The sequence below is a fragment of the Pedobacter sp. 10L46_2 genome (assembly GCF_056395165.1).
The window spans coordinates 17,401-38,677 of sequence record NZ_JBFTIZ010000027.1 but is presented as its reverse complement, the minus strand read 5'-3'; the positions used below and the strand labels follow the sequence as shown (position 1 = coordinate 38,677).

19 protein-coding genes are annotated in these 21,277 nt (G+C 38.0%); 4 read left to right on the top strand and 15 right to left on the bottom strand.

Features of this window, described 5'->3' with window-relative positions; all coding sequences use genetic code 11:
- Positions 1-22: 22 nt before the first annotated feature.
- The 3 genes from AC1DDX_RS04975 to AC1DDX_RS04965 all read right to left on the bottom strand — a co-directional run bounded on the left by AC1DDX_RS04975 (position 23) and on the right by AC1DDX_RS04965 (position 5,401).
- On the bottom strand, positions 23-2,827 hold the full coding sequence (locus tag AC1DDX_RS04975; RefSeq protein ID WP_477621824.1) for a TAT-variant-translocated molybdopterin oxidoreductase: 2,805 nt from the start codon (positions 2,825-2,827) through the stop codon (positions 23-25).
- Positions 2,828-2,874: 47 nt separating this feature from the next.
- Positions 2,875-4,167, bottom strand: coding sequence for a c-type cytochrome (locus tag AC1DDX_RS04970; protein WP_246269619.1), 1,293 nt, complete (start codon positions 4,165-4,167; stop codon positions 2,875-2,877).
- Between the two features lie 253 nt (positions 4,168-4,420).
- On the bottom strand, positions 4,421-5,401 hold the full coding sequence (locus AC1DDX_RS04965; RefSeq protein ID WP_068887856.1) for a deoxyhypusine synthase family protein: 981 nt from the start codon (positions 5,399-5,401) through the stop codon (positions 4,421-4,423).
- Positions 5,402-5,680: 279 nt separating this feature from the next.
- Between AC1DDX_RS04965 and AC1DDX_RS04960 the strand changes: the two genes are divergently transcribed.
- Entirely contained in the window at positions 5,681-6,811 is a 1,131-nt protein-coding gene (locus tag AC1DDX_RS04960; RefSeq protein ID WP_288883630.1) for a BamA/TamA family outer membrane protein, read from the top strand.
- On the opposite strand, the gene AC1DDX_RS04955 is transcribed toward AC1DDX_RS04960, so the two are convergent.
- Entirely contained in the window at positions 6,808-7,608 is an 801-nt protein-coding gene (locus AC1DDX_RS04955) for an O-methyltransferase (protein WP_477612047.1), read from the bottom strand. The genes AC1DDX_RS04960 and AC1DDX_RS04955 overlap by 4 nt on opposite strands.
- A 17-nt stretch (positions 7,609-7,625) precedes the next feature.
- Here AC1DDX_RS04955 and AC1DDX_RS04950 point away from each other — a divergent pair, with 17 nt between their 5' ends.
- Positions 7,626-8,495, top strand: a complete 870-nt coding sequence (locus AC1DDX_RS04950) for a transglutaminase-like domain-containing protein (protein WP_048907765.1) — start codon at positions 7,626-7,628, stop codon at positions 8,493-8,495.
- A 1-nt stretch (position 8,496) separates the two neighbouring features.
- Here the strand turns inward: AC1DDX_RS04950 and AC1DDX_RS04945 are convergent, their stop codons facing one another.
- The 3 genes from AC1DDX_RS04945 to AC1DDX_RS04935 all read right to left on the bottom strand — a co-directional run bounded on the left by AC1DDX_RS04945 (position 8,497) and on the right by AC1DDX_RS04935 (position 11,069).
- A complete protein-coding gene (locus AC1DDX_RS04945) occupies positions 8,497-9,411 on the bottom strand; it encodes an alpha/beta hydrolase (protein WP_288883634.1) in 915 nt (304 codons plus the stop codon).
- A gap of 2 nt (positions 9,412-9,413) precedes the next feature.
- A protein-coding gene (prfB, locus tag AC1DDX_RS04940; RefSeq protein WP_152542455.1) for a peptide chain release factor 2 occupies positions 9,414-10,488 on the bottom strand; the annotation gives its coding sequence in 2 pieces (ribosomal slippage) (positions 9,414-10,427 and positions 10,429-10,488; 1,074 coding nt in all).
- A gap of 77 nt (positions 10,489-10,565) precedes the next feature.
- A complete protein-coding gene (locus tag AC1DDX_RS04935) occupies positions 10,566-11,069 on the bottom strand; it encodes a DUF937 domain-containing protein (protein WP_288883637.1) in 504 nt (167 codons plus the stop codon).
- 169 nt (positions 11,070-11,238) lie between these two features.
- Between AC1DDX_RS04935 and pgi the strand changes: the two genes are divergently transcribed.
- Both pgi and AC1DDX_RS04925 read left to right on the top strand, forming a co-directional pair.
- A complete protein-coding gene (gene pgi, locus AC1DDX_RS04930) occupies positions 11,239-12,888 on the top strand; it encodes a glucose-6-phosphate isomerase (RefSeq protein ID WP_288883638.1) in 1,650 nt (549 codons plus the stop codon).
- Between the two features lie 166 nt (positions 12,889-13,054).
- Positions 13,055-13,600, top strand: a complete 546-nt coding sequence (locus tag AC1DDX_RS04925) for a DUF4251 domain-containing protein (protein WP_288883640.1) — start codon at positions 13,055-13,057, stop codon at positions 13,598-13,600.
- Between the two features lie 13 nt (positions 13,601-13,613).
- Here the strand turns inward: AC1DDX_RS04925 and AC1DDX_RS04920 are convergent, their stop codons facing one another.
- From AC1DDX_RS04920 to AC1DDX_RS04885, 8 genes are all read right to left on the bottom strand, one after another.
- Entirely contained in the window at positions 13,614-14,720 is a 1,107-nt protein-coding gene (locus tag AC1DDX_RS04920; protein ID WP_172661732.1) for a glutaminyl-peptide cyclotransferase, read from the bottom strand.
- Positions 14,701-15,063, bottom strand: coding sequence for a YraN family protein (locus AC1DDX_RS04915; protein ID WP_477621823.1), 363 nt, complete (start codon positions 15,061-15,063; stop codon positions 14,701-14,703). The genes AC1DDX_RS04920 and AC1DDX_RS04915 overlap by 20 nt, the downstream gene beginning before the upstream one ends.
- Positions 15,063-17,036, bottom strand: a complete 1,974-nt coding sequence (gene dnaG / locus AC1DDX_RS04910; RefSeq protein WP_172661735.1) for a DNA primase — start codon at positions 17,034-17,036, stop codon at positions 15,063-15,065. Before dnaG ends, AC1DDX_RS04915 begins: the two co-directional genes overlap by 1 nt.
- 46 nt (positions 17,037-17,082) lie before the next feature.
- A complete protein-coding gene (locus AC1DDX_RS04905) occupies positions 17,083-17,748 on the bottom strand; it encodes an SGNH/GDSL hydrolase family protein (RefSeq protein ID WP_172661737.1) in 666 nt (221 codons plus the stop codon).
- Positions 17,749-17,802: 54 nt separating this feature from the next.
- Complete coding sequence (locus AC1DDX_RS04900) at positions 17,803-18,747, bottom strand: hypothetical protein (RefSeq protein WP_288883646.1); 945 nt, start codon at positions 18,745-18,747, stop codon at positions 17,803-17,805.
- Between the two features lie 175 nt (positions 18,748-18,922).
- Positions 18,923-20,110 (bottom strand): M20 metallopeptidase family protein, encoded by a 1,188-nt coding sequence (locus AC1DDX_RS04895; protein ID WP_288883648.1) that lies wholly within the window; start codon positions 20,108-20,110, stop codon positions 18,923-18,925.
- Positions 20,094-20,546 carry an SPOR domain-containing protein gene (locus AC1DDX_RS04890; RefSeq protein ID WP_288883650.1) on the bottom strand — a complete coding sequence of 151 codons (453 nt, stop codon included), beginning with the start codon at positions 20,544-20,546 and terminating at the stop codon, positions 20,094-20,096. Before AC1DDX_RS04890 ends, AC1DDX_RS04895 begins: the two co-directional genes overlap by 17 nt.
- 68 nt (positions 20,547-20,614) lie before the next feature.
- On the bottom strand, positions 20,615-21,277 hold a 663-nt coding region (locus AC1DDX_RS04885), incomplete at its 5' end, for an SEC-C metal-binding domain-containing protein (RefSeq protein ID WP_477621822.1).

Below are 21,277 nucleotides of genomic sequence, written 5' to 3'. Positions count from 1 at the left end.
ATTTATTTTCTTTAATATCAGCTTACGCTTGTCCTCTTGAACGCGTAGTTACATCAGGGTTAAGAACCAACTGAGTAAATTCATTATTCAAGTAGTTATCGAAGCGTGAATCATTCCAGTAGTTAAACCAGTTGAAACGACGCACTTTATATGGACAGTTGTTTGCACAATAACGTGTACCCACACAACGGTTATAAGCCATGTGGTTCAAGCCATCTGATGAGTGTACTGTTGCCAATACCGGACAAACAGTCTCACAAGGAGCATGATCACAATGCTGACAAAGCATTGGCTGATGAACTACAGAAACGTTATCAAGGTTATCTAAATGAGCAATTTCTTTCTCTTTAGTTACTGAATTGATGCCATTTCCATGTTCGCCATGAGCATGTGCCTCTTCTGCATGACCTTCACCTTCAACATTAAAGCTGTAATAACGGTCAATACGAATCCAGTGCATCTCTCTACGTCTGCGTACCTCTGTTTTACCTACAACCGGAATGTTATTTTCCACGTTACAAGCAACAATACAAGAACCACAACCAGTACAAGCATTCAAATCGATTGCCATAACCCAGTTGTTACCTGGCTTCTCATATTTATCCCACAGATCGTAAGTTTTATGCTTTGCGTGGTCATTACCTGAACCAGCAGCGGGATTCTTTTTATATTCTGTAAAAGTAGCTTCGCGAATAATATTTCTACCCTCAAAAGAGTGGTGAGTTTGCGTTTGAGCCAGCTCTTCAGTTTTTCCTGTTCCAGAAAGCTTAACGGTAGTTGCATACTTAGAAGTACCATTAGTAAAGCTTACAAATGGATAAGCATTTTTTCCAACGTTATCTCCAGCTTTACCAACCTTTGTACGTCCGTAACCTAAAGCAACAGAAGCTGTTCCCTGAGCTTGTCCTGGCTGAATAAGCACAGGTAACTCAATTTCATAACCTTTATCGTCTTTTATCGAAACAATATCAAACTCTTTAAAGCCTAATTCTTTAGCAAATTTAGGTGCTAAGGCAATGTAGTTATCCCAGGTTACTTTAGAAACAGGATCAGGTAATTCTTGTAAGAATGCATTGTTTGCATGTTTACCGTCTCTCATCGGAATACTTTCGTAAACCTGTAACTCGATATCTTTAGCTAAAGCCTTACTGTTATTTACAATCGAAGGTATTACAGCTGCAAGCGATAAGCTAAATGTATATGTGCCGGCAGGTTTCAATGCCGAAGCAAAAACCCCTGTTTGCAATACATCTTGCCATGTTTTACCTAAAGCAGGTAAAATGCTTTTTTCCCAGTTATTACGTACATACTGATAATATTCTTTAACCGGACCGTTAGACCAGATTAAAAGACTTTCCTCAGCCTGACGTGAGTTAAACACAGGGTTAATGGTTGGCTGTACAATTGAATAATATCCTTCATATGCGTTAGCATCACCCCACGACTCTAAATAGTTATGGTTAATGGCAATTACATTACACAATGTTGAAGTCTCATCTTTTCTGTCAGAGAAAGAAACTTTTAAACCAACTTTAGCTAATCCATCAGTAAATCCTTTAGCATTTGCAACGTCATAAGCAGGGTTGCTATCTAAGAAAAATACTGCAGCAACCTCACCTCTGTTCATTTCGTTGATAAACTCAGCAAATTCTGCGTCATTACCAGCGTAACGTTTACAAGGGTTATCAAGATCTATAGTAGTACCGTAGCTACCAATTGCCGAGTTAATTGCATTTACCAATATTTGGGTAGATACATCATTCGAACCTGAAACTACAAGTGACTTTCCTTTATTTTGTAATAATTCTTTAGCTATTAATTTAAGTGCTTTATCAGCAGTAACATTATTAGGTAAAGCAGCACCAGCTAAAGCGTTTCCGGTAATTGCATTATATAAGGCAATTAAAGCAGGTCCTTCTTCTGATAATTTAACCGGTACACGGGTATCTGCGTTTGTTCCTGTTAAGCTCATACCAGCTTCGAATTGGAAGTGGCGAGACATCTTACCAGCTTTCAAAGATTTGTGATCTCTGTTCGAAACGTACTGTGAAGTAAATTCTTCTCCGCTAATCCAGGTACCTAAAAAGTCTGCTCCGAAACTTACAATCAGATCAGCCTTATCAAAGTTATATTTAGGAATAACAGCTTTACCAAAGCTATTTTCATTTGCTTTAATAATACCTGTATAAGAAACAGCATCATACTGAACATGCTTAGTAGTTGGATAAGCAGTTGTAAAATCAGCAACAACCGCTTTAGTAGAGGGGCTGCTTACTGAAGATGAAACAATACGAATTTTCTTTCCTGAAGCCTGAGCCTTATTTAACTCTGCCTGTACAAACTTATCTATCTCAGCCCAGTTACTCTCTGCATCTTTTAATACAGGAGCTTTAAGTTTTGAAACATCATAAAGATCCAATACAGAAGCCTGAGCCTGAGCATCAGTACCACAATTAAACGTTCCTGCATTAGGATTTGGTTCAATTTTAATTGGTCTTCCCTCTCTTGTTTTAACTAAAACACTTTGTCCGTTAAAACTTGAAACATAATAGTTCGGTATACCCGGAACTACCTCTTCAGGTTTAACCAGGTAAGGAATTGATTTGTGAACAGGAGCAGTTTGACAAGCTGCCAGCGTTACCGCACCTAACCCAAAGCCTAAAGCCTTTAAAAAGTCACGGCGTGGAGTTACTGTACTTAACCCTGCTTCATTTAAAACATCTTCTATTGGAAGTGGCTCAGCAAATTCGTTTTTGTTATTTTCAACAAAATCCGGAGTGTTTTTATACTCTTCTAAGCCTTTCCAGTATTTTTTATTGCTTTCCATTTAAGCTATATTACTGTTTATCGAACGTTCTTTTTATTAAACTCTAATTAATAGTGGCACTTACCACATTCTAAACCACCCAAAGCTGCAGGAGTGATTTTCTCACCTTTCTTGATTTTCTCATGCGCTTCAATAATCTTATCATAGAATGCATTTCCTTTAACTTCAAGTTTGGTGTCTTTATGACAGTTAACACACCATTTCATGGTAAGTGGAGAGTATTGATATATCTCTTCCATTGTATCAACCGGACCATGACATGCAAAGCAAACAGGCTCATTAGGTTTCAAACCTTTCTCTTTTCTGATAGCTTCTTCACCTACAACTACGTGTTGAGAGTGATTAAAGTAAGCGAAGTCAGGAAGGTTGTGAACACGAACCCATTCAACTGGTTTTTCTTTTGAGTGATCATAAGTCATAGTTGCCGGATCATATCCAAGGGCAGTATAGATCTTTTGAATCTCTGGTGAAATCTCGCCATCATATTTCTCTGTTGCCTGCACTGATTTGTGACAGTTCATACAAACATTCAAAGATGGAATGGTTGAGTTTTTCGATTTAAATGCACCAGCATGGCAATACTGACAATCAATTTGATTGGTACCTGCGTGCAGCTCATGCGAGAACTTGATCGGTTGTACCGGTTGGTAACCAGTATGAACACCTGTATCCCACATACCCATCCAGCCAAATGAACCTAAGGTTATAATTAAGCCCAGGATGAAGAAAAATACAAATTTCTTATTCTTAAATAATCTTTTAACACCTGTACCTAAAGAAACGCTATCTTCTTCCGCAAGAACAACTCCTTGTTTTTGAAGTATCAAACGCTCTAACATTTTTATCGCACGACCTAAAACGATCAATACAATAATAGATATCAGGATAATTGCGGCAACCCCTGCGATTGAAAAACTGGAAACACCTTCAGAAGCACTTTCTGTTGCTGCTTTATCTCCTTCTTTCTTAGGCTCACCTGCCTTAGCGTAAGCTATAATGTTTTTAATTTGATCATCAGTCAAACGTGGAAATGTTGTCATCTCCGCAGCTGAGAACTTAGAAGCCTCTATGGCTTGCTTGTCTCCTGCATCAACTAACGCTTTCCAGTTTCTGATCCACTTGATTGCAAAAGCTTCATCAAGCTCATTAAGTTTTGCTGTTAATGCCGGACCAGTACTGTTACGATCTAACTGGTGACAAGAATTACAATTATCCTTAAATAGTTTGCGGCCCTCTACTACATCTTGTGCCTGTGTTGCAGAAACGATTAAAACAGATAGAGCCGTAAACATGAATGCCGACTTCCAAACTCTTCTAACGATCAATGAGATATCCCTCATAATGAGTATTTTATGCTATTTTTTAAAAAACTTTATAAACGCAATTGGCTTTTAAACTTAGGTCCTTCACCAAAACGTCCACAAAAGTAAAATTTATTAACTTACCAATGACAAATAAATGACAGTAAATACAATTTATAATCAATCTAAATAGTTCGTTTTTTATGCTTTAAACGACGAAAATCAGCATTTTTTTAAAAATCACTGATTCCATTTTAAGTCCTACTTTCAAAGCAGGACTTGTTAATTTAAATTACATTTTTAATATCCACGCAAAGATCAGTGGCGCCACTATAGTCGCATCCGATTCTACAATGAATTTCGGTGTATTTATATCCAACTTACCCCAGGTAATTTTTTCATTAGGAACTGCCCCTGAATATGAGCCGTATGAAGTTGTCGAATCAGAGATCTGACAGAAGTAACTCCAAAATGGAATATTCTCCATTTCCATGTCCTGATACAACATTGGAACCACACATATAGGAAAATCTCCAGCTATACCACCGCCTATCTGAAAGAATCCAATTCCTTTACCATCGCTGTTTTTGATATACCAATCTGCTAACCAGCCCATGTACTCAATACCACTTTTCATGGTAGTTGCTTTAACTTCTGATTTCATCACATATGAGGCAAAGATGTTACCCATTGTAGAATCTTCCCATCCCGGAACAACAATTGGCAAATTCTTTTCTGCCGCTGCCAGCATCCATGAATTCTTAGGATCAATTTCATAATATTGTTCCAAATCTCCGCTTAACAACATTTTATACATAAACTCATGCGGGAAATAACGTTCTCCTGCATTGTCTGCATCTTTCCAGATTTTATAAATATGTTTTTGCAATCTGCGAAATGCTTCTTCTTCAGGAATACAAGTGTCGGTAACACGATTGTAATGGTTCTCTAATAAATCCCATTCATCCTGAGGGCTCAAGTCGCGATAGTTAGGAACTCGTTTATAATGTGAGTGCGCAACAAGGTTCATAATATCTTCTTCCAGATTCGCGCCTGTACATGAAATAATTGATACTTTGTCCTGACGAATCATCTCAGCCAGTGAAATTCCCAATTCTGCGGTACTCATCGCGCCAGCTAGCGTGATCATCATTTTACCACCTTCATCTAAGTGCGTTTCATATCCCTTAGCTGCATCCATCATTGCGGCTGCATTAAAATGGAGATAATTGCGCTCCATGAATTGAGATATAGGTCCTCTTGTTGTACTCATTTTGATCTTAATTTTGTTGCCGCAAAAATAGGCAAATAATCTTAATGCCCTAATTGTACTTCACCTCTCCTTAAAAACCGGTACGACTACCTGTCTTATCTAAAGCAAGATTCTATCTTAACAATACAAACAACACTGTTTTTCTTCTTATAACGACCTTTTCTCATCATGTAAAAATCTAGTTAGGATAAGTTCCAAACTTTAGGATTCAATTTCAAACACTGGCCTTAAAGTTGCTAGGCAGAACTGATAATTAAATTTTTCTACTATTTTAGGCCAATGAAGAGAATTTCCCTGTGCACCGTATTTGTTTTAATAGCCCTAAGTTCAATGGCGCAAAAGAAACTAATAGAGCGCTATCTATCTAATAAAACAGATTCCTCACGCAGGCCTAGTTTTATGCCCGTTCCGGTTTTTAGATATACACAAGAAATAGGCCTTGAATTTGGCATTGGTGCACTCTATTCTACTTATCTAGACAGGAAAGACCTTACAAATCGCAGTTCAAATTTTTCAACTGTGCTTTCTGCATCTACTAAGGGCCAATATAACATCTCCTTGAAAGGAGATGTTTGGACAAAACAAAACACGCATCACTACATTGCTGAAGTGCGCTTTAAAAGAATGCCCTTCGATTTTTATGGTGTAGGCAATGAAACTCTTGAGGCAAACGAAGACAGACTCATTCAAGGCTATGTTAAAGTTGGCCTAGAAGCCGAAAAATTACTCCTACCTCATATGTACAGTGGTTTATCTCTTGGCTTTGAAAACTATCATTTTACCGATAAAGAAGTGGGAGGCATTTTTACCACCGACCAAACACTAATCCACAAAATAGGAGGTTCTGTATTCTATGCAGGAATTTCCCAGACATATGACACCAGAAATTCTAACAACTATACAACCAAAGGCTTTTACGGAAAGGTAACCTATCAATATGCACCAGACTTTTGGGGAGGAGAGAATTTCACAGGAAGTTTAATAAAAGCCAATGTTCGCAATTTTTGGTCCTTATCGCCCAAATTTGTCATCGGGGTAAATGGATTATTCCACTCTGTGCAAGGCAAGAACATACCCTTCTACTTATTACAACAAATGGGTAACGACGAAATAATGAGGGGCTACTATACCGGGCGATACAGAGAAAGGAATTTACTTGCCGCCCAGGCAGAGTTACGCTATCGTTACAACAACAGGTTTGGCGCTGTCATATTTGGTGGCGCAGGACAAGTATTTGATAATGGCGACCTATCCATCAAAAGTTTTAAACCTTCATATGGAGCTGGTGGGCGTTACTTCTTTGATCCTGAAAAAGGATTAAGTGTACGCGTTGATTATGGTATTGGCGAAAAACGCGCAAATGAAAAACGCCAAACCGGTTTTTACATCAGTTTAGCTGAAGCATTTTAAAACTTTATCTTAAAGTGCTCCTTAGCCTGTCCTTTTCTAAAATAAACCAACCCTATCCAAAACAAATCAATTGTAACAACAACCTCCGGGTGATTCTTAATTTCTTGCCAGGCTTCCTTCATTCCTTTACTCCAATATATATCATCAAATATGAGCAGGGAGTTTTCATGAATCTTAGGTAAGCACCAATTGAAATAATTTAATGTAGCCTCTTTTCTATGATTACCATCAATGTAAACAAAATCAAGCTTTTCTGCTTTAGTTATAACGTCAGGAAGTAATACATCAAAATTTCCAACCTGCAATTCAACATTTTCAAGATCCAGTTCTTTAAAATTATTATGCGCAACTTTCGCAGTTTCCGGACAACCCTCAATTGTAATAACATCTGCTTCAGGACAAGCTTTCGATAAATAAGCCGTAGTTATGCCTAAACAAGTACCTAGTTCAATAATAGCTTTAGGATTATTGTCTTTTGCTAAACGATAAATCAATTGAGCCAAAGCAGGATTCTTCAATGCGTTCTTCGCAATCTGACTTACCTTCTTTGTTCGGTTCTTATTTAAATGAGAACCTGCACCCAGATCGGTCACAGTTACTAATGAATCGTCATTGAAAAGTTTTTTTCTCTGCGCTTCAATGCTTTTATATTCACTTTTAGACTTAAAATCGTAAATTACCTCATCCGTAAGTTTATAAACAAATGGGGAATGGGTACCATGCCTGCTTTTAGAGGTAAAGCGATGCTTCAGATAATCACTGATAAAGTTAAAAACCATAGCCGCAAAAATAGGCATTCAAATTTGTATGTTTAATGGAAAACATTAAAGAAATAACTGCTTTAGTAAAACTTCTTGATGATCCCGATCAGGAAATCTATCAACACGTTGAGGGACGACTGCTTGAATATGGCAATGAAGTCATTGACTACCTTGAAAATGCCTGGGAACATTCATTAGATTCTTTGCTTCAACAAAGGATAGAAAATATTGTACATAAGATACAGTTTTCAAATGTCAAGGAAGATCTTAATTTATGGTATCAAAGCGGAGCATTTGATCTGTTACAAGGGGCCTTAGTCATTAACCGCTATCAATATCCTGATCTTGATGAGGATAAGGTGATTCTTCAGATTGAAGAAATCAAAAGAGAAATCTGGTTAGGATTGCAATACGAAATGAGTTCTATTGAAAAGATAAAACTCATCAACCATATCTTTTATAACATTTACGGCTTTAGTGGAAATACAAAAAACCACCACGACCCACAGAATTCATATATAAACCAAGTACTGGAAAGTAAAAAAGGCAATCAGATTTCGCTTGCCATCATCTATTCTACACTTGCGCAAAAACTGGATATCCCTGTATATGGCGTAAACCTGCCTCAGCATTTTATTTTAGGATATATAGACGAAAGTAAGCGCGAAGAACAGGAATTTGGAGTTCTTTTTTACATTAACGCATTTAACAAGGGGGCCATATTTGGTAAACACGACGTTGATCAGTTTCTCCGACAGCTAAACCTCGACCCTCTTCCAGGATTTTACGCACCCTGCAGCAACGTAGAGATCATCAGGCGTGTTATCCGCAACCTGATATCTGCTTATGAGAATCTGGGTTCAAAAGAAAAGGTTGAAGAGCTTAAGGAATTACAGGATATTCTGGCAAATACTGAGCTTTAAATTATAGAAACTTATTACTTTTCATCCAATTCGTCAGCCGCTCAAACCAGTCGTCTGATGTGGTTTTGTTATTCAAACCAAAACCATGTCCGCCACCTTGATATAAATGCATCTCTGCCTTAACCTTGTTAGCCACCAATGCCTGATTAAAAATAATACTATTTTGTACCGGCACACCGTTATCATCATTAGCATGAACTAAAAATGTTGGTGGTGTTTGTGGCGTTACATGTTTCTCATTGGAAAAATATTCTTTTTGTGCCTGCGTTGCATTAGCACCTGCCAGATTATTTGCAGAACCTGTATGTGGTGATTCAATAAATGAAATAACCGGATAAATTAAGATAGAAAAATCTGGTCTCAGGCTAAGCTTCTCTTTATTCTCAATTTTCACATCATTGTAGTGAACCGTTAATGTCGAAGCAAGGTGGCCACCTGCAGAAAAGCCCATAATACCAATTTTTGCTGGATCAACGTTCCATTTATTAGCTTGCCCCCTTACCAGATAGATAGCCTGTTCTGCATCCAGCAATGGCCCAAATGATTTATCAACCATTATTGCATCATTAGGTAAGCGATACTTCAGCACAAATGCAGCTACACCTATATCATTAAATCGCTTTGCAACATTATACCCCTCATGATTAATAGCCAAAATACCATAGCCCCCGCCCGGGCAAATGATAACAGCTGCTCCAGTAGCCTTTTCCTTTGAAGGTAAAAATACAGTAAGCGTTGGTTCAGATACTTTACTGATCCGTATAATTCCGTCATCTCCAACAGGAGCGGTCTCTTTAAAATCTGCAGGTGCTGGTTTTGATCCCGGTATTACGCCGGGATATAATTTAACTATTTCCTGAGCATTCAAATTAGCTGTACACATCAGTATCATTAATAACGAGGTAAAATATTTCATCTTTAAAATTCCATTAAGTATGCTTTTAAAAAGTTGTTTATATCCCCATCCAGCACAGCCTGCGGGTTTGAGGTTTGGTAATTGGTCCGATGATCCTTCACCCTCCTGTCATCCAGCACATAACTCCTGATCTGCGAGCCCCACTCTATCTTTTTCTTACTTCCTTCTACCAAGGCTGTAGCTTCCATACGCTTGCGCATCTCGATCTCGTAAAGCTGCGATTTCAATAAGCGAATAGCATTTTCTTTATTCTGAAGCTGTGAACGCGACTCCTGATTCTTAATAATGATTCCCGAAGGTTTATGATATAAACGAACTGCAGTTTCTACCTTGTTTACATTCTGGCCCCCGGCACCACCCGACCGGAACGTTTCAAACTCTATCTCCGAATCCTTTACTTCAATTTCTATGGTGTCATCAACCAGTGGATATACATAAACCGAGGCAAAAGAAGTATGTCTTCTCGCATTGGAATCAAATGGAGAGATTCTGACAAGGCGATGTACCCCATTTTCTCCCTTTAAATACCCATAGGCGAATTCACCCGAGATTTCAATTGTAACTGTTTTAACACCCGCTACCTCACCTTCCTGGTAATCCTGCTCACTTACCTTGTATCCATTTTTCTCAGCCCACATTAAGTACATACGCATTAACATATAAGCCCAATCGCAGCTTTCTGTACCTCCGGCACCCGCGGTAATCTGCATTACTGCATTCAGCTGATCTTCTTTGGTTTTGAGCATATTTTTCAGCTCCAGATCTTCTATGGCATTTACACAGAGATCAAACTGTTCCTGCATTTCTGCTTCAGTGGCATCTCCGCTCTGCCAGAAGTCGAAAAGCACTTGGGTATCTTCCATCAGGCTGTTGGCGTGCTGCCAGCCATCAGTCCACACTTTTTTCGAATTGATTTCAGCAATATGTTTTTCTGCTTTCTTTGGGTCGTCCCAAAAATTTGGTTGCAGGGTAAGCTCCTGCTCAATACGAATATCTTCTAATCGGTTTTCAACGTCAAAGGTACCTCCTCAGCGACGCTACTCTGTCCCTTAAATCCTGAATTTGTTCTTTAGTCATAATCACAAATATATAATATAAAACACAAATGGCTACTTAAACAATGTTTAAATAGCCATTTGTTAAAAGAGGGAGAATTAATTAAAAAGCCCCTTTAGTTTATCTACAATTCCATCTCCTTTACCCTCTGCCCCAGTCGCACCATCATTATTTCCTGTAAACATTCCTGTAATATCCGACAGATCGAATTTACCATCCGGCCCTGCAAGGTTACCTAATACGTCTTTAATATTAAATGAATTATCATTTGGATCGTTAGTTTTATTTACAAATTTTTCCATTATTGTAGGAATAATAGAAGCAGCAATACTTTTTGCAGATTCCATGTTGATACCCAACCCCGCCAGTTTTTCTGTAAAACCGGATGACGCCTGATCAACAACTGAACCTGTACCTCCATTTTTAAATGTATCTACTAAACCTCCAATATCTCCTGATGACAGCTTTTCTTTAAGCGCATCAATAATAGAACCTGATGCGGCTTCAATTGCTGCGTCATTTTGCTCATTCGGAACTGCACTATTATTCACAATAGCGTCCTGAACATTTTCTGTTACCAATTGTTTTAAATTTTCAATCATAGCTAGTTTTTTTATGGCAATGGATTGCCTATTATATTTAAATATAGCTAAAATAATTCTCTTGTATGAACTTCCGATGAAACTATGTTTATCATTAAAATATTAAATCTCTGCAATCAAATTTTGTGAAATAAAATAAACCGCTACATTTACAAAAACACTAATTATTATGCTTCCAACAGTAAACTTTACAGAAACCGCCGCTTACAAATACCTGGCCGATCACTTTATTAACATCAATGAAAAAAGCTTAAAACAGCTATTTGCAGAAGATGAAGGCCGATTTGAGAAATTCTCCTTAATATTTGAAGATATCTTGGTCGACTATTCGAAGAACCGAATTGACGATACCACTATAGCTCTGCTCATTCAATTAGCCAGAGAATGCAAATTAGATGAAGCAATAAAGGCAATGTTTAGTGGAGATAAAATTAACCAGACAGAGGGCAGACAAGTATTGCACATCGCATTACGCGAACCTGCCGACGGTGAAATTTTAGTAGATGGCAAAAACGTTGTTAAGGACGTCCATCAGGTGCTTTCAAAAATGGAAAAATTCAGTAATGCCATCATTTCCGGAAGCTGGAAAGGCTATACTGGCAAAGTGATAACTGATGTTGTTAATATTGGTATTGGAGGTTCTGATTTAGGCCCTGTAATGGTTACCGAAGCTTTAAAGGCATACAAAAATCATTTAAACATGCATTTTGTATCAAATATAGATGGCACCCACATTGCAGAAACTTTAAAACAGGTTAATCCTGAGACTACATTGTTCCTGATTGCCTCAAAAACGTTTACTACGCAGGAAACCATGACCAATGCAAATACTGCAAGAAGCTGGTTTCTGGAAAAAGGTGCAAAAGCTAATGACATTGCAAAACACTTTGCTGCCTTATCAACCAATGCAAAAGACGTTTCTGCTTTTGGAATTGATACTGAAAACATGTTCGAATTCTGGGATTGGGTTGGTGGAAGATATTCTCTATGGAGTGCAATCGGATTACCAATTTCATTGAGTATAGGTTTCGATAACTTTAAACAATTATTAGCTGGAGCACATTCCGCAGATCAACATTTTGAAACTTCAGAATTTGAGATCAATATCCCCGTTTTATTAGGTCTTATAGGCGTTTGGTATATCAACTTCTTTAATGCCGAAACTCAGGCCATTTTACCTTACGATCAATACATGCACCGCTTTGCGGCTTATTTCCAACAAGGCGATATGGAAAGTAACGGTAAACATGTAGATCGAAATGGAAATGATGTAAACTATGAAACCGGCCCAATCATTTGGGGTGAGCCTGGTACGAACGGTCAGCATGCCTTTTATCAATTAATACACCAGGGAACACGCTTAATCCCTTGCGATTTTATTGCCCCTGCACAAAGTTTAAACCCTATCGGCGATCATCATCCAATTCTTTTATCGAATTTCTTTGCTCAAACAGAAGCTTTAATGAATGGAAAAACCAAAGAGCAGGTAGTTTCAGAACTTAAAAAAGAAGGTAAGTCAGACGAAGAGATTGACAAACTGGCGCCATTTAAAGTATTTGAAGGTAACAGACCGACCAACTCTATCTTATTAAAGAAAGTTACACCATTTAGCTTAGGAAGTCTTATAGCTATTTATGAGCATAAGATCTTTGTACAAGGCATTATATGGAACATCTTCAGCTTTGATCAGTGGGGTGTTGAGCTTGGTAAACAATTAGCAAAAAGTATTTTACCTGAACTGCAAGACAATAATGATGTTTCTTCTCATGATGGATCTACAAACGGATTGATCAATCAATACAAAGCCTGGAGAAGTTAAGTATTGAACACTTAGTTTGTGTATTTACTTAAATGATCACATTAAACCTTTTAATGTTAATTTATTCTAACCCAACAGAGTAGCATGATCATATTTTATGATTAAAAAGGTTTAATGCTATTTTATTTGTAAATTGAGATATAAAACACATTTAAAGTAAATCATCATGAAAACGCTTAAAAACACATTACTGTTGGTTATCATGTTCATCGCGATACAGGTTTCTGCCCAAACGGATAAAGAAACCACCGCAAGACTGGTAGAAGCCAAAACTTTGGTATTTAACGCTACAACAGCATTACCAATGGCAAATATGGATCTTAATAAGGTTCTCCAAAGATTTCCGGGAGGGCAGGGAAGCGGAGCAATTCAGCTTAGTGGATCCCAATATACGCTAACAATAGCTAAAGATAGTGTAGAAGCATATTTACCTTACTACGGCAGGGCATACAGTGCAAATTTAAATCCTAACGACTCAGGCATTAAATTTAAATCTAAAGATTTCACCTACAAAACCGAGAAAAGGAAAAAAGGTGGCTGGCTAATAACCATTAGACCAAAAGACACCAAAGATGTACAATCACTTACGCTAAGTGTTGGAGAAAAAGGATACGCAGTGCTTAACGTAACCAGTAACTACAGACAAGCCATTGCATTCAACGGCTTCATTAGCGAGCCCGTTGCAAAGTCTAATAATGCACCTGCTAAATAATTAAAGAATAGCGTTAGTTCTTTTTTACAGGAACTAACGCTATTTCAAATAACTTCGGCCATTTCTTTCCTGTAACAAATAGACGCTTATCTTGTTTATCCCAGGCTATACCGTTTAAAACATCATTTAAAATACTATCTTCTGTTTTAAAGTATCCCTTTGGCAACAATCCGCTCAAGTCTATTTTCTTCTCAACAATCCCTGTATTAGGGTCGATTACTACTAAATAATTGTATTGATAAATATTTGCGTAGATTTTTCCGTCTATATATTCAAGCTCATTAATAGAATCAACTGCCCCAAGGTTATCATAAACATCAATTACACGTTCATCTTTATAGGTATCCTTATTCATGAAATAAAGTCGGTTTGTACCGTCAGACATGATCAACTGCTTACCATCATAACATAAACCCCAACCCTCTCTGCTGGTTTGATAAGGAAATGTTCCAATTTGTTTAAAGGTCTTGGCATCATATACAAACCCGGAATTCGCTTTGTAGGTTAACATTACAATCTTATCGTCTACAAGTGTAGATCCTTCTCCAAAATATTGCTTGTCAAGATCTATCTTTTGCACAGCCTTGCCAGTTGCTAAATCTACCCATCTTAATGTCGAGAAACCGTTCTCACCAGTACTTTCCAGTAATCTCCCATTATGGTATTCCAGTCCCTGAGTATATGATGAAGTATCGTGCGGATAAGTCTTAACAATTTTATAAGTTAGCAGCTCAGGGTTTAATCCCGACCTTAACACAATATTAATTGTCGAAGTATCTTTTTTACTCCCATCATCAGTTATTGCTGTAATTATCTTATATCCTACGGCCAGTCCTTTTGTTTTTATACTTATGGCCTCTGTGCCGTTCTTTGTTTCAACAGTTTTACCATCTACCTGGTAAGTAACTGATTTAATCTGGTTGTCTTTTGGAACATCGAGTTCCACTTTTACCTCATCACCCAAACCAAACATTTGCCCTTGTTCGGGTGCTTTAAACCCAACTACAGAAACAGAAGGTTCATTCTTACAAGAAAAGATAAATGAAACGCTAAATAGTAGAGAAAGGATTGGTATTACCTTAAAGAAATTGGTGTTATTTTTAACTTGGCCAGAATGCATCTTCAATATGATTAATTTTATAAAGGTGTTTATTTTCAAAAACAATTGCAATAATATCGAAACGAATTTCACCTTGGTTGTTATTCATTTCAATGTAGGCAGATGAAGCATACTCAAGTTGTCTTTCCTTCTTAATGCTTACAAAATCTTCAGGCTCACCATAATCTGTCGAACTTCTTGTTTTTACTTCAACAAAAATTATTRTCCCTTCCTCATTAGCTATAACGTCAACCTCCGCTCTACCGTACATCCAGTTCATTTTTAGTATCCGATAACCCAGATTTTCTAAATACTCTTTAGCAATATCTTCTCCTCGTTTACCTAAATCGTTGTGACTGGCCATTACTTTAATATAACAGTTCCAAGGTACTTAGAAATATCCCGCTCTACACCCTTTATCATCATGTGGCGCTGCATCAAAATCTCCTGGTTTACCGGGTCGGTTTCACTTGCAAGTTCTTTTGTAATATCGGTAAGCATCTTGCCAATTTTGTTCTTTTTAAGATGATAGAGCCCACCAAAAATTGTTGCTTTTAAGTTTATGCTCTCATCTCTAACATAAATATTATGTCTGTTTTCCCAATTCTCGCTTAGTGAATAGGGTGAGGTTGATAATGTGATGGCAAGATCAACAATCCGCCTGTCTCCACTTTTAATAAACTGACTGGCAACCGGCAAATGACCGTTCTCTATTTCTTCTCTGTATGTGTCAATAATGAGTTTACATATCTCATCCTCAAAAGTAACATCAGCTAAGTTCTGTATAATAAAAGAACCAATATACATATTGTCAATCTTATCCCAGGTAACCAGCTCATGACCAAATGCCAGTAGTAGCCGAATGATCTCGCGTTCCTGTATTAGATTTGTATCCGCTGTTTCTACCTGCTCTGCAGGTCCGGCCGACTCTCCAGGGTTCTCAAACAGATTATCAGGCGGCCCATCTTGCTGATATGGGTTTTGTTGGTATTGCGACTGCTGAGGTTGGTTGCCCCCACTTGTTTTTTTAAATTTGGCGGCCCTGATTTTATTCAGTTCAGAAAGCAATATCCTTTCTTCAACCTGCAACAAACCACTGCATTCTCTAATAAAAACAGAAGCTTTAATGTCGTCAGGTATTTTAGCGATACTTTCTACAATATCCCTAATAATACCTGCCCTTTTTATAGGATCAGTCCCAGCCTCTTTTAACAGGATGCTGGCTTTATACAGAATAAAATCCTTACGGTTATTTTCTATGTACTTTTTAAACTCTCCCGAACCAACATGATGCATGTAAGAATCAGGATCATGCCCATCCGGAAAAAGCACAACCTTAACGTTCAATCCTTCTTCAAGGATCATATCTAAACCTCTCAGAGAGGCTTTAATACCCGCAGCATCACCATCATAAAGAATGGTAACATTTTCCGAGAACCTACCAATCAGCCTTATTTGTTCGGTAGTTAATGATGTTCCCGACGAGGCCACCACGTTTTCTATGCCGGCTTGGTGAACAGCTAAAACATCTGCATAACCTTCAACCAGATAACAGTTATCTGCATCTCTAATTGCCTTCTTTGCATGAAACAAACCATAAAGCACGTTAGATTTATGGTAAATATCGCTTTCCGGTGAGTTTACATATTTAGGAACATTTTTATCTGTTTTTAATGTCCTGCCACCAAAACCAATTATCCTTCCGGTAAAATTATGAATTGGGAACAGCACCCGACCTCTGAAACGGTCATACAGCCTGCCTTTATCATTCCTGATTGCAAGGCCCGTTTTCTCCAGATATTCTTCTTTATGACCTGCTCCAACAGCACTCTGGATCAAAGCATCCCAGGCATCGGGCGAATAACCCAATTGGAATTTCTTTAAAATATCCTCTCTAAAACCACGCTCCTTAAAATAACTTAGGCCAATTGCCCGGCCATCCTCACCTGTCCACAGCTCATTGGCAAAGTAATTTGCAGCGTACTCAGAAACGATGTACAAGCTCTCGCGGGCATTCTGTGCTTCTATATTTTGAGGCGACTGAACAGTCTCCTCTACTTCGATATTATATTTATTGGCCAGAAATTTAAGTGCCTCCGGGTAGGAGTACTTTTCGTGGTCCATAATAAAGTGAACAGAATCGCCCCCTTTACCACACCCAAAACACTTATAAATCCCCTTGGCCACCGACACGTGAAACGAAGGGGTTTTCTCATTGTGAAATGGACAATTTCCAATTAAACTTGAGCCACGCTTCTTTAGAGTCACAAAATCACCAACCACCTCCTCAATACGAGCGGTTTCCGTGATTTTGTTTATGGTATCCTGATCAATCATTCCCTATTATTTATCCTCTCTTCCAAATGCAGCAAAATGCTGAAATCTATTTTACCAATGGCAATAACTTTTCTGCTAAAGTCTGATTGCCCTTTTCATTCAAGTGCACGCCATCAGAAGTTAAAATTCCTTTGTCTTTATCTTCGGTATTATGCTCAGCGTTATAAGTCTTAAATATTGCTCTCAAATCACAAAGTGGGAGGTTATTCTTAGCAGCGAGTTCTCTTATAGCACCAGAATACTTATCCAAATCTCCATCCATCTCATTTACGCCATTCTTTTTCTCACCAATTACTGCCGGGGTACAAAGAACAACCTTGGCACCATTTGCCTGAATCTTATTTATCAATGCCTGATAGAACTTAATAAACTTATCGTAATCTGTTCCTGTTCTGCTCGACTGCTTGTGCCATACATCATTAACCCCTATGTAAATTACTACCAGATTTGGTTTTTTGTTCAGCACGTCTTCTTCCATTCGAAGATAAAGGTCATATACCTTATTACCACCAATGCCTGCACCTATAACCTCGTATTTTGCAGGGTCAAGCGCCTTTTTTATTAGGTCAACGTACCCACCCGGCTCAACGCCGGCCTGAGTAATAGAATCTCCAAAGAAGATGATCTTTTTGGGTTTATTATTCATAGCAGAGAAAAGTAATACCATAAGAAATGCAGACAGTAACGTCAGTGATTTGAAGTAAGTTTTCATTGTTATAATCTTTTAAAAATAAAAGCTTAAAGAGCTTCTTACGAAGTTAAAAAATTACTTTCCTTTTCCAAGGTGATAATCCTTATGTACAATTAAAAAGCTGGCGCGTTCTTCCTTTTTTAAAGGATAGTCCCAATTCCCCTGATAAGAGATTTTGGTGGGCAGTTTCTCGTCGCCGAAATAACTGGTTTCGATATTCATCTGCACATTAAAATCAAACAGCATATTGCTGTATTTCATATCTACATAACGGCCCAGTATTTCGAAAGTGCGCTTATCAAAAATAGTAGTAAGCTCCTTTATCATTAGGCCTTCTTTGGTTCCGTTGCTTAAATCCTTCTTCACCGTCACCTTAAAACGGTATACCGGAATTGAATCCAGATATGTCCCGCTGTAATAGCTGTAATCGTAATACTGTCGCATATTAGCAGTAAAAATTTCTGTTTTACTACCAATAAAAGGCAAGCCTTTAATTGGTTTTCCCGGAGCAAAGATCAATGTTTTTAATTTATCCTTATACCCTGCATTTGCACCATCTGCCTTTCCTCCCTTTGAATCTTCTTCCGAAAATTCAGTTTTGTAAGCATTCATAAAGATGTAGTCAAACATTTCAATCGTATACAATTGGTATTTGCCATTCTTTCTGTACACCTTTCCGGTATCCTGTTTTGCAAGGTATACCATCTTTTCGGGGCCTTCATTAGTATGTTTGATCTTGCGATAGATCCGCCCGTCTACCTTATTTTTCTTATTATAAGTATAGATGTTGTTCTCTGCAATGAAATTATACTTCTTCATATTTCTGAAAGCCTTATAAAAGCTTTCATCAGTAATAATGGCGTTAATAAAAGTCTCTACACCAAATTTCTGAGCAGAGATATTTACGGCCGAATCAAGCTGTATGGTTTTAATAGTATCTGGATTAAAACGATCTATTTCCTGAGCAGATCCTTTTAAAGTAATTCCAACTAGTACAGCTAACCAAAGTATTTTCTTCATCTATTCTAATTATGTAGTCGATCGTCAAGCGTTCGTAATCCTGGTTTGGTAAGCGCTCGTCATTCTGAATTTATTTCAGAATCCCGTTTGAGCAGGTTTTGAGTAGTATGTCCGAGATCCTGAAATAAATTCAGGATGACGAGTGCACTAGGATAACGCATATAACATGATACTATTAATTACCCAGCTGCTTAAGCGCAACATAAGCCATCAATCCTGTAGATGTCTTTAGTGCATCTTCATCAATATCAAAGTTAGGCGTATGAACAGAATAGGTAGTTCCTTTTTCTTTATTTCCTGTTCCTAATCTGTAAAAGCAAGCGTCTGTAACTTGCGAGTAATACGCAAAATCCTCTGCAGCCATCCATATATCCAGGTCAACCACATTCTCTTTACCTAAATAATCTTCAGCAAAAGCACGCGTATTAGCTGTTAACTTCTCTTCATTTATCAAATAAGGATAGCCGTCCATAATTCTAAAATCACAGCTTCCACCCATACTTTCGGCAATTCCTTCGGCCATTTTTTTCATTAAGCGCTTTGCTTCTTTGCGCCATTCTTCGTTTAATGTTCTAAAAGTACCTTCAATTTTCACCTCATTAGGGATAATATTCGTTGCCCCGTTGGCTTGTACTTTTCCAAAAGAAAGGACAGAAGGTAATCTTGGATCTGCATTTCTGCTCACAATCTGCTGCAATGCAATAATAATATGAGAAGTGATCAATACAGGATCTATATTTTGATGTGGCTGTGCACCATGCCCGCCCTTTCCATGAACCGTTACATACAATTCATCGGTAGATGCCATATAAATACCTGAACGGAAGCCTACTTTACCGGTATCAATTAGAGGCATCACATGCTGCCCAACTATCGATTGCGGCTTAGGGTTTTCAAGCACCCCCTCCTTAATCATAATACTTGCACCACCGGGCAAAACCTCCTCGGCAGGTTGAAATATCAACTTAATAGTACCTCCAAATTCAGCCTTTAAGCTATTCAGGATATAAGCACTACCTAATAAAGAAGAACTATGTACATCGTGTCCGCAAGCATGCATTACGCCGGGATTTTTAGAAGTATAAGGTTTCTCATTAGCTTCCAATATAGGCAAGGCGTCCATATCAGCACGCAATGCAATGATGTTATCAGATGGAAGATCTCCCTTAATAATTCCTACAACTCCTGTATTGGCCATATCAGAAAAAGGAATACCCCAATCTGTTAAATGCTTTTTAATATATGCTGAAGTTTCAAATTCCTTAAAGGAAAGTTCCGGGTTGGAATGAAGGTGCTGACGGTAGCCAACAACCTGTTCAAAAATATCATTTGAAAGTGCCTGTATCTTATCTTTCTGGATCATCGTTGTATTCTAAATTAGGTGCATTAATCTTTTCCCTGAATATAAATAGCGTAGGAAAATTACTTCTTAGTTCGTTCATAAATCGCTGAGCTTCCAGGCGCGTCCGGAAATCTCCTACCCTTAAATAGTAGTTAGGCTCTTTATAAGTGATGTAAGTATTAACTGCTGGGTAAAGTGAATTAAATCTTGATTGCTCATTAAAAACCTGTCTTCTGTCTGATCCATAAAATGCCTGAACCCTATATCCCATCTGCGATACCACTGGCCCCGGCTTATAGGGTACAGTCCCCGTCCCTGGCTCCTTTGTATTTAACGCAATGCGTTTTGCTATTAAGCTATCTATCATTGGGTCCTTAATTATAGTTACCTGACCCCTGGTTTGAGCAAACAGACCAAAATAGGAACAACAGAATAACGCAGCAAATAGTAGTTTCATGAACAAGGCTTTAAAAAAAGAATGCCGATTTTTTTACAAAAATCGGCATTCTTTATCTTTATTACAAATTACAATCCTGCACCGTGACAGTTTTTGTATTTCTTACCACTTCCACAAGGGCATGGTTCGTTTCTTCCTATTACCGTATCCTTACGGATAGGCTGCTGAGGCACGTGTTCACGTGTATCCTCCATCTGAGCAACATCAGCTGAACTTGTAGCCTGATTAAATTCAGGTTTAGACATTTTCAATCTGGTTGGTGCTGGTCTTGGAGCCTGAGCTTCCCTTACATCATTAGGATCTGTCTGTACCGGAATTCCACCTTTATACAAGAAACTAACCACCTCTTTATTTACCGCATTTAACATGTTTTTAAACAAGTTAAATGCTTCCATTTTATAGATGATCAATGGATCTTTTTGTTCGTATACCGCATTCTGTACAGATTGCTTTAACTCGTCCATTTCACGTAAGTGCTCTTTCCACGACTCATCAATAAGCGCAAGTACAATTGTTTTCTCAAAAGATCTGGTAACCTCACGACCACCGTTATCAATTGCCTTTTTCAAACCTACAGGAACCTGTACACTACGTACACCATCAGTAAAAGGAACAACGATTTGCTCTATCTGCTCACCACGCTCCTGATATACCTGAGTTAATACCGGCATAGCCTGAGCAATAATTGCATCAGATTTTCTTGCATAGAAAGCAGTTACTTCCTCAAATAA

What these genes read in the sequence shown, in the direction of transcription:
- AC1DDX_RS04975 (WP_477621824.1), bottom strand. Translation starts at nt 2,827, where the DNA reads ATGGAAAGCAATAAAAAATACTGGAAAGGCTTAGAAGAGTATAAAAAC.
- AC1DDX_RS04970 (WP_246269619.1), bottom strand. Translation starts at nt 4,167, where the DNA reads ATGAGGGATATCTCATTGATCGTTAGAAGAGTTTGGAAGTCGGCATTC.
- AC1DDX_RS04965 (WP_068887856.1), bottom strand. Translation starts at nt 5,401, where the DNA reads ATGAGTACAACAAGAGGACCTATATCTCAATTCATGGAGCGCAATTAT.
- AC1DDX_RS04960 (WP_288883630.1), top strand. Translation starts at nt 5,681, where the DNA reads ATGAAGAGAATTTCCCTGTGCACCGTATTTGTTTTAATAGCCCTAAGT.
- AC1DDX_RS04955 (WP_477612047.1), bottom strand. Translation starts at nt 7,608, where the DNA reads ATGCCTATTTTTGCGGCTATGGTTTTTAACTTTATCAGTGATTATCTG.
- AC1DDX_RS04950 (WP_048907765.1), top strand. Translation starts at nt 7,626, where the DNA reads ATGGAAAACATTAAAGAAATAACTGCTTTAGTAAAACTTCTTGATGAT.
- AC1DDX_RS04945 (WP_288883634.1), bottom strand. Translation starts at nt 9,411, where the DNA reads ATGAAATATTTTACCTCGTTATTAATGATACTGATGTGTACAGCTAAT.
- AC1DDX_RS04935 (WP_288883637.1), bottom strand. Translation starts at nt 11,069, where the DNA reads ATGATTGAAAATTTAAAACAATTGGTAACAGAAAATGTTCAGGACGCT.
- pgi (WP_288883638.1), top strand. Translation starts at nt 11,239, where the DNA reads ATGCTTCCAACAGTAAACTTTACAGAAACCGCCGCTTACAAATACCTG.
- AC1DDX_RS04925 (WP_288883640.1), top strand. Translation starts at nt 13,055, where the DNA reads ATGAAAACGCTTAAAAACACATTACTGTTGGTTATCATGTTCATCGCG.
- AC1DDX_RS04920 (WP_172661732.1), bottom strand. Translation starts at nt 14,720, where the DNA reads ATGCATTCTGGCCAAGTTAAAAATAACACCAATTTCTTTAAGGTAATA.
- dnaG (WP_172661735.1), bottom strand. Translation starts at nt 17,036, where the DNA reads ATGATTGATCAGGATACCATAAACAAAATCACGGAAACCGCTCGTATT.
- AC1DDX_RS04905 (WP_172661737.1), bottom strand. Translation starts at nt 17,748, where the DNA reads ATGAAAACTTACTTCAAATCACTGACGTTACTGTCTGCATTTCTTATG.
- AC1DDX_RS04900 (WP_288883646.1), bottom strand. Translation starts at nt 18,747, where the DNA reads ATGAAGAAAATACTTTGGTTAGCTGTACTAGTTGGAATTACTTTAAAA.
- AC1DDX_RS04895 (WP_288883648.1), bottom strand. Translation starts at nt 20,110, where the DNA reads ATGATCCAGAAAGATAAGATACAGGCACTTTCAAATGATATTTTTGAA.
- AC1DDX_RS04890 (WP_288883650.1), bottom strand. Translation starts at nt 20,546, where the DNA reads ATGAAACTACTATTTGCTGCGTTATTCTGTTGTTCCTATTTTGGTCTG.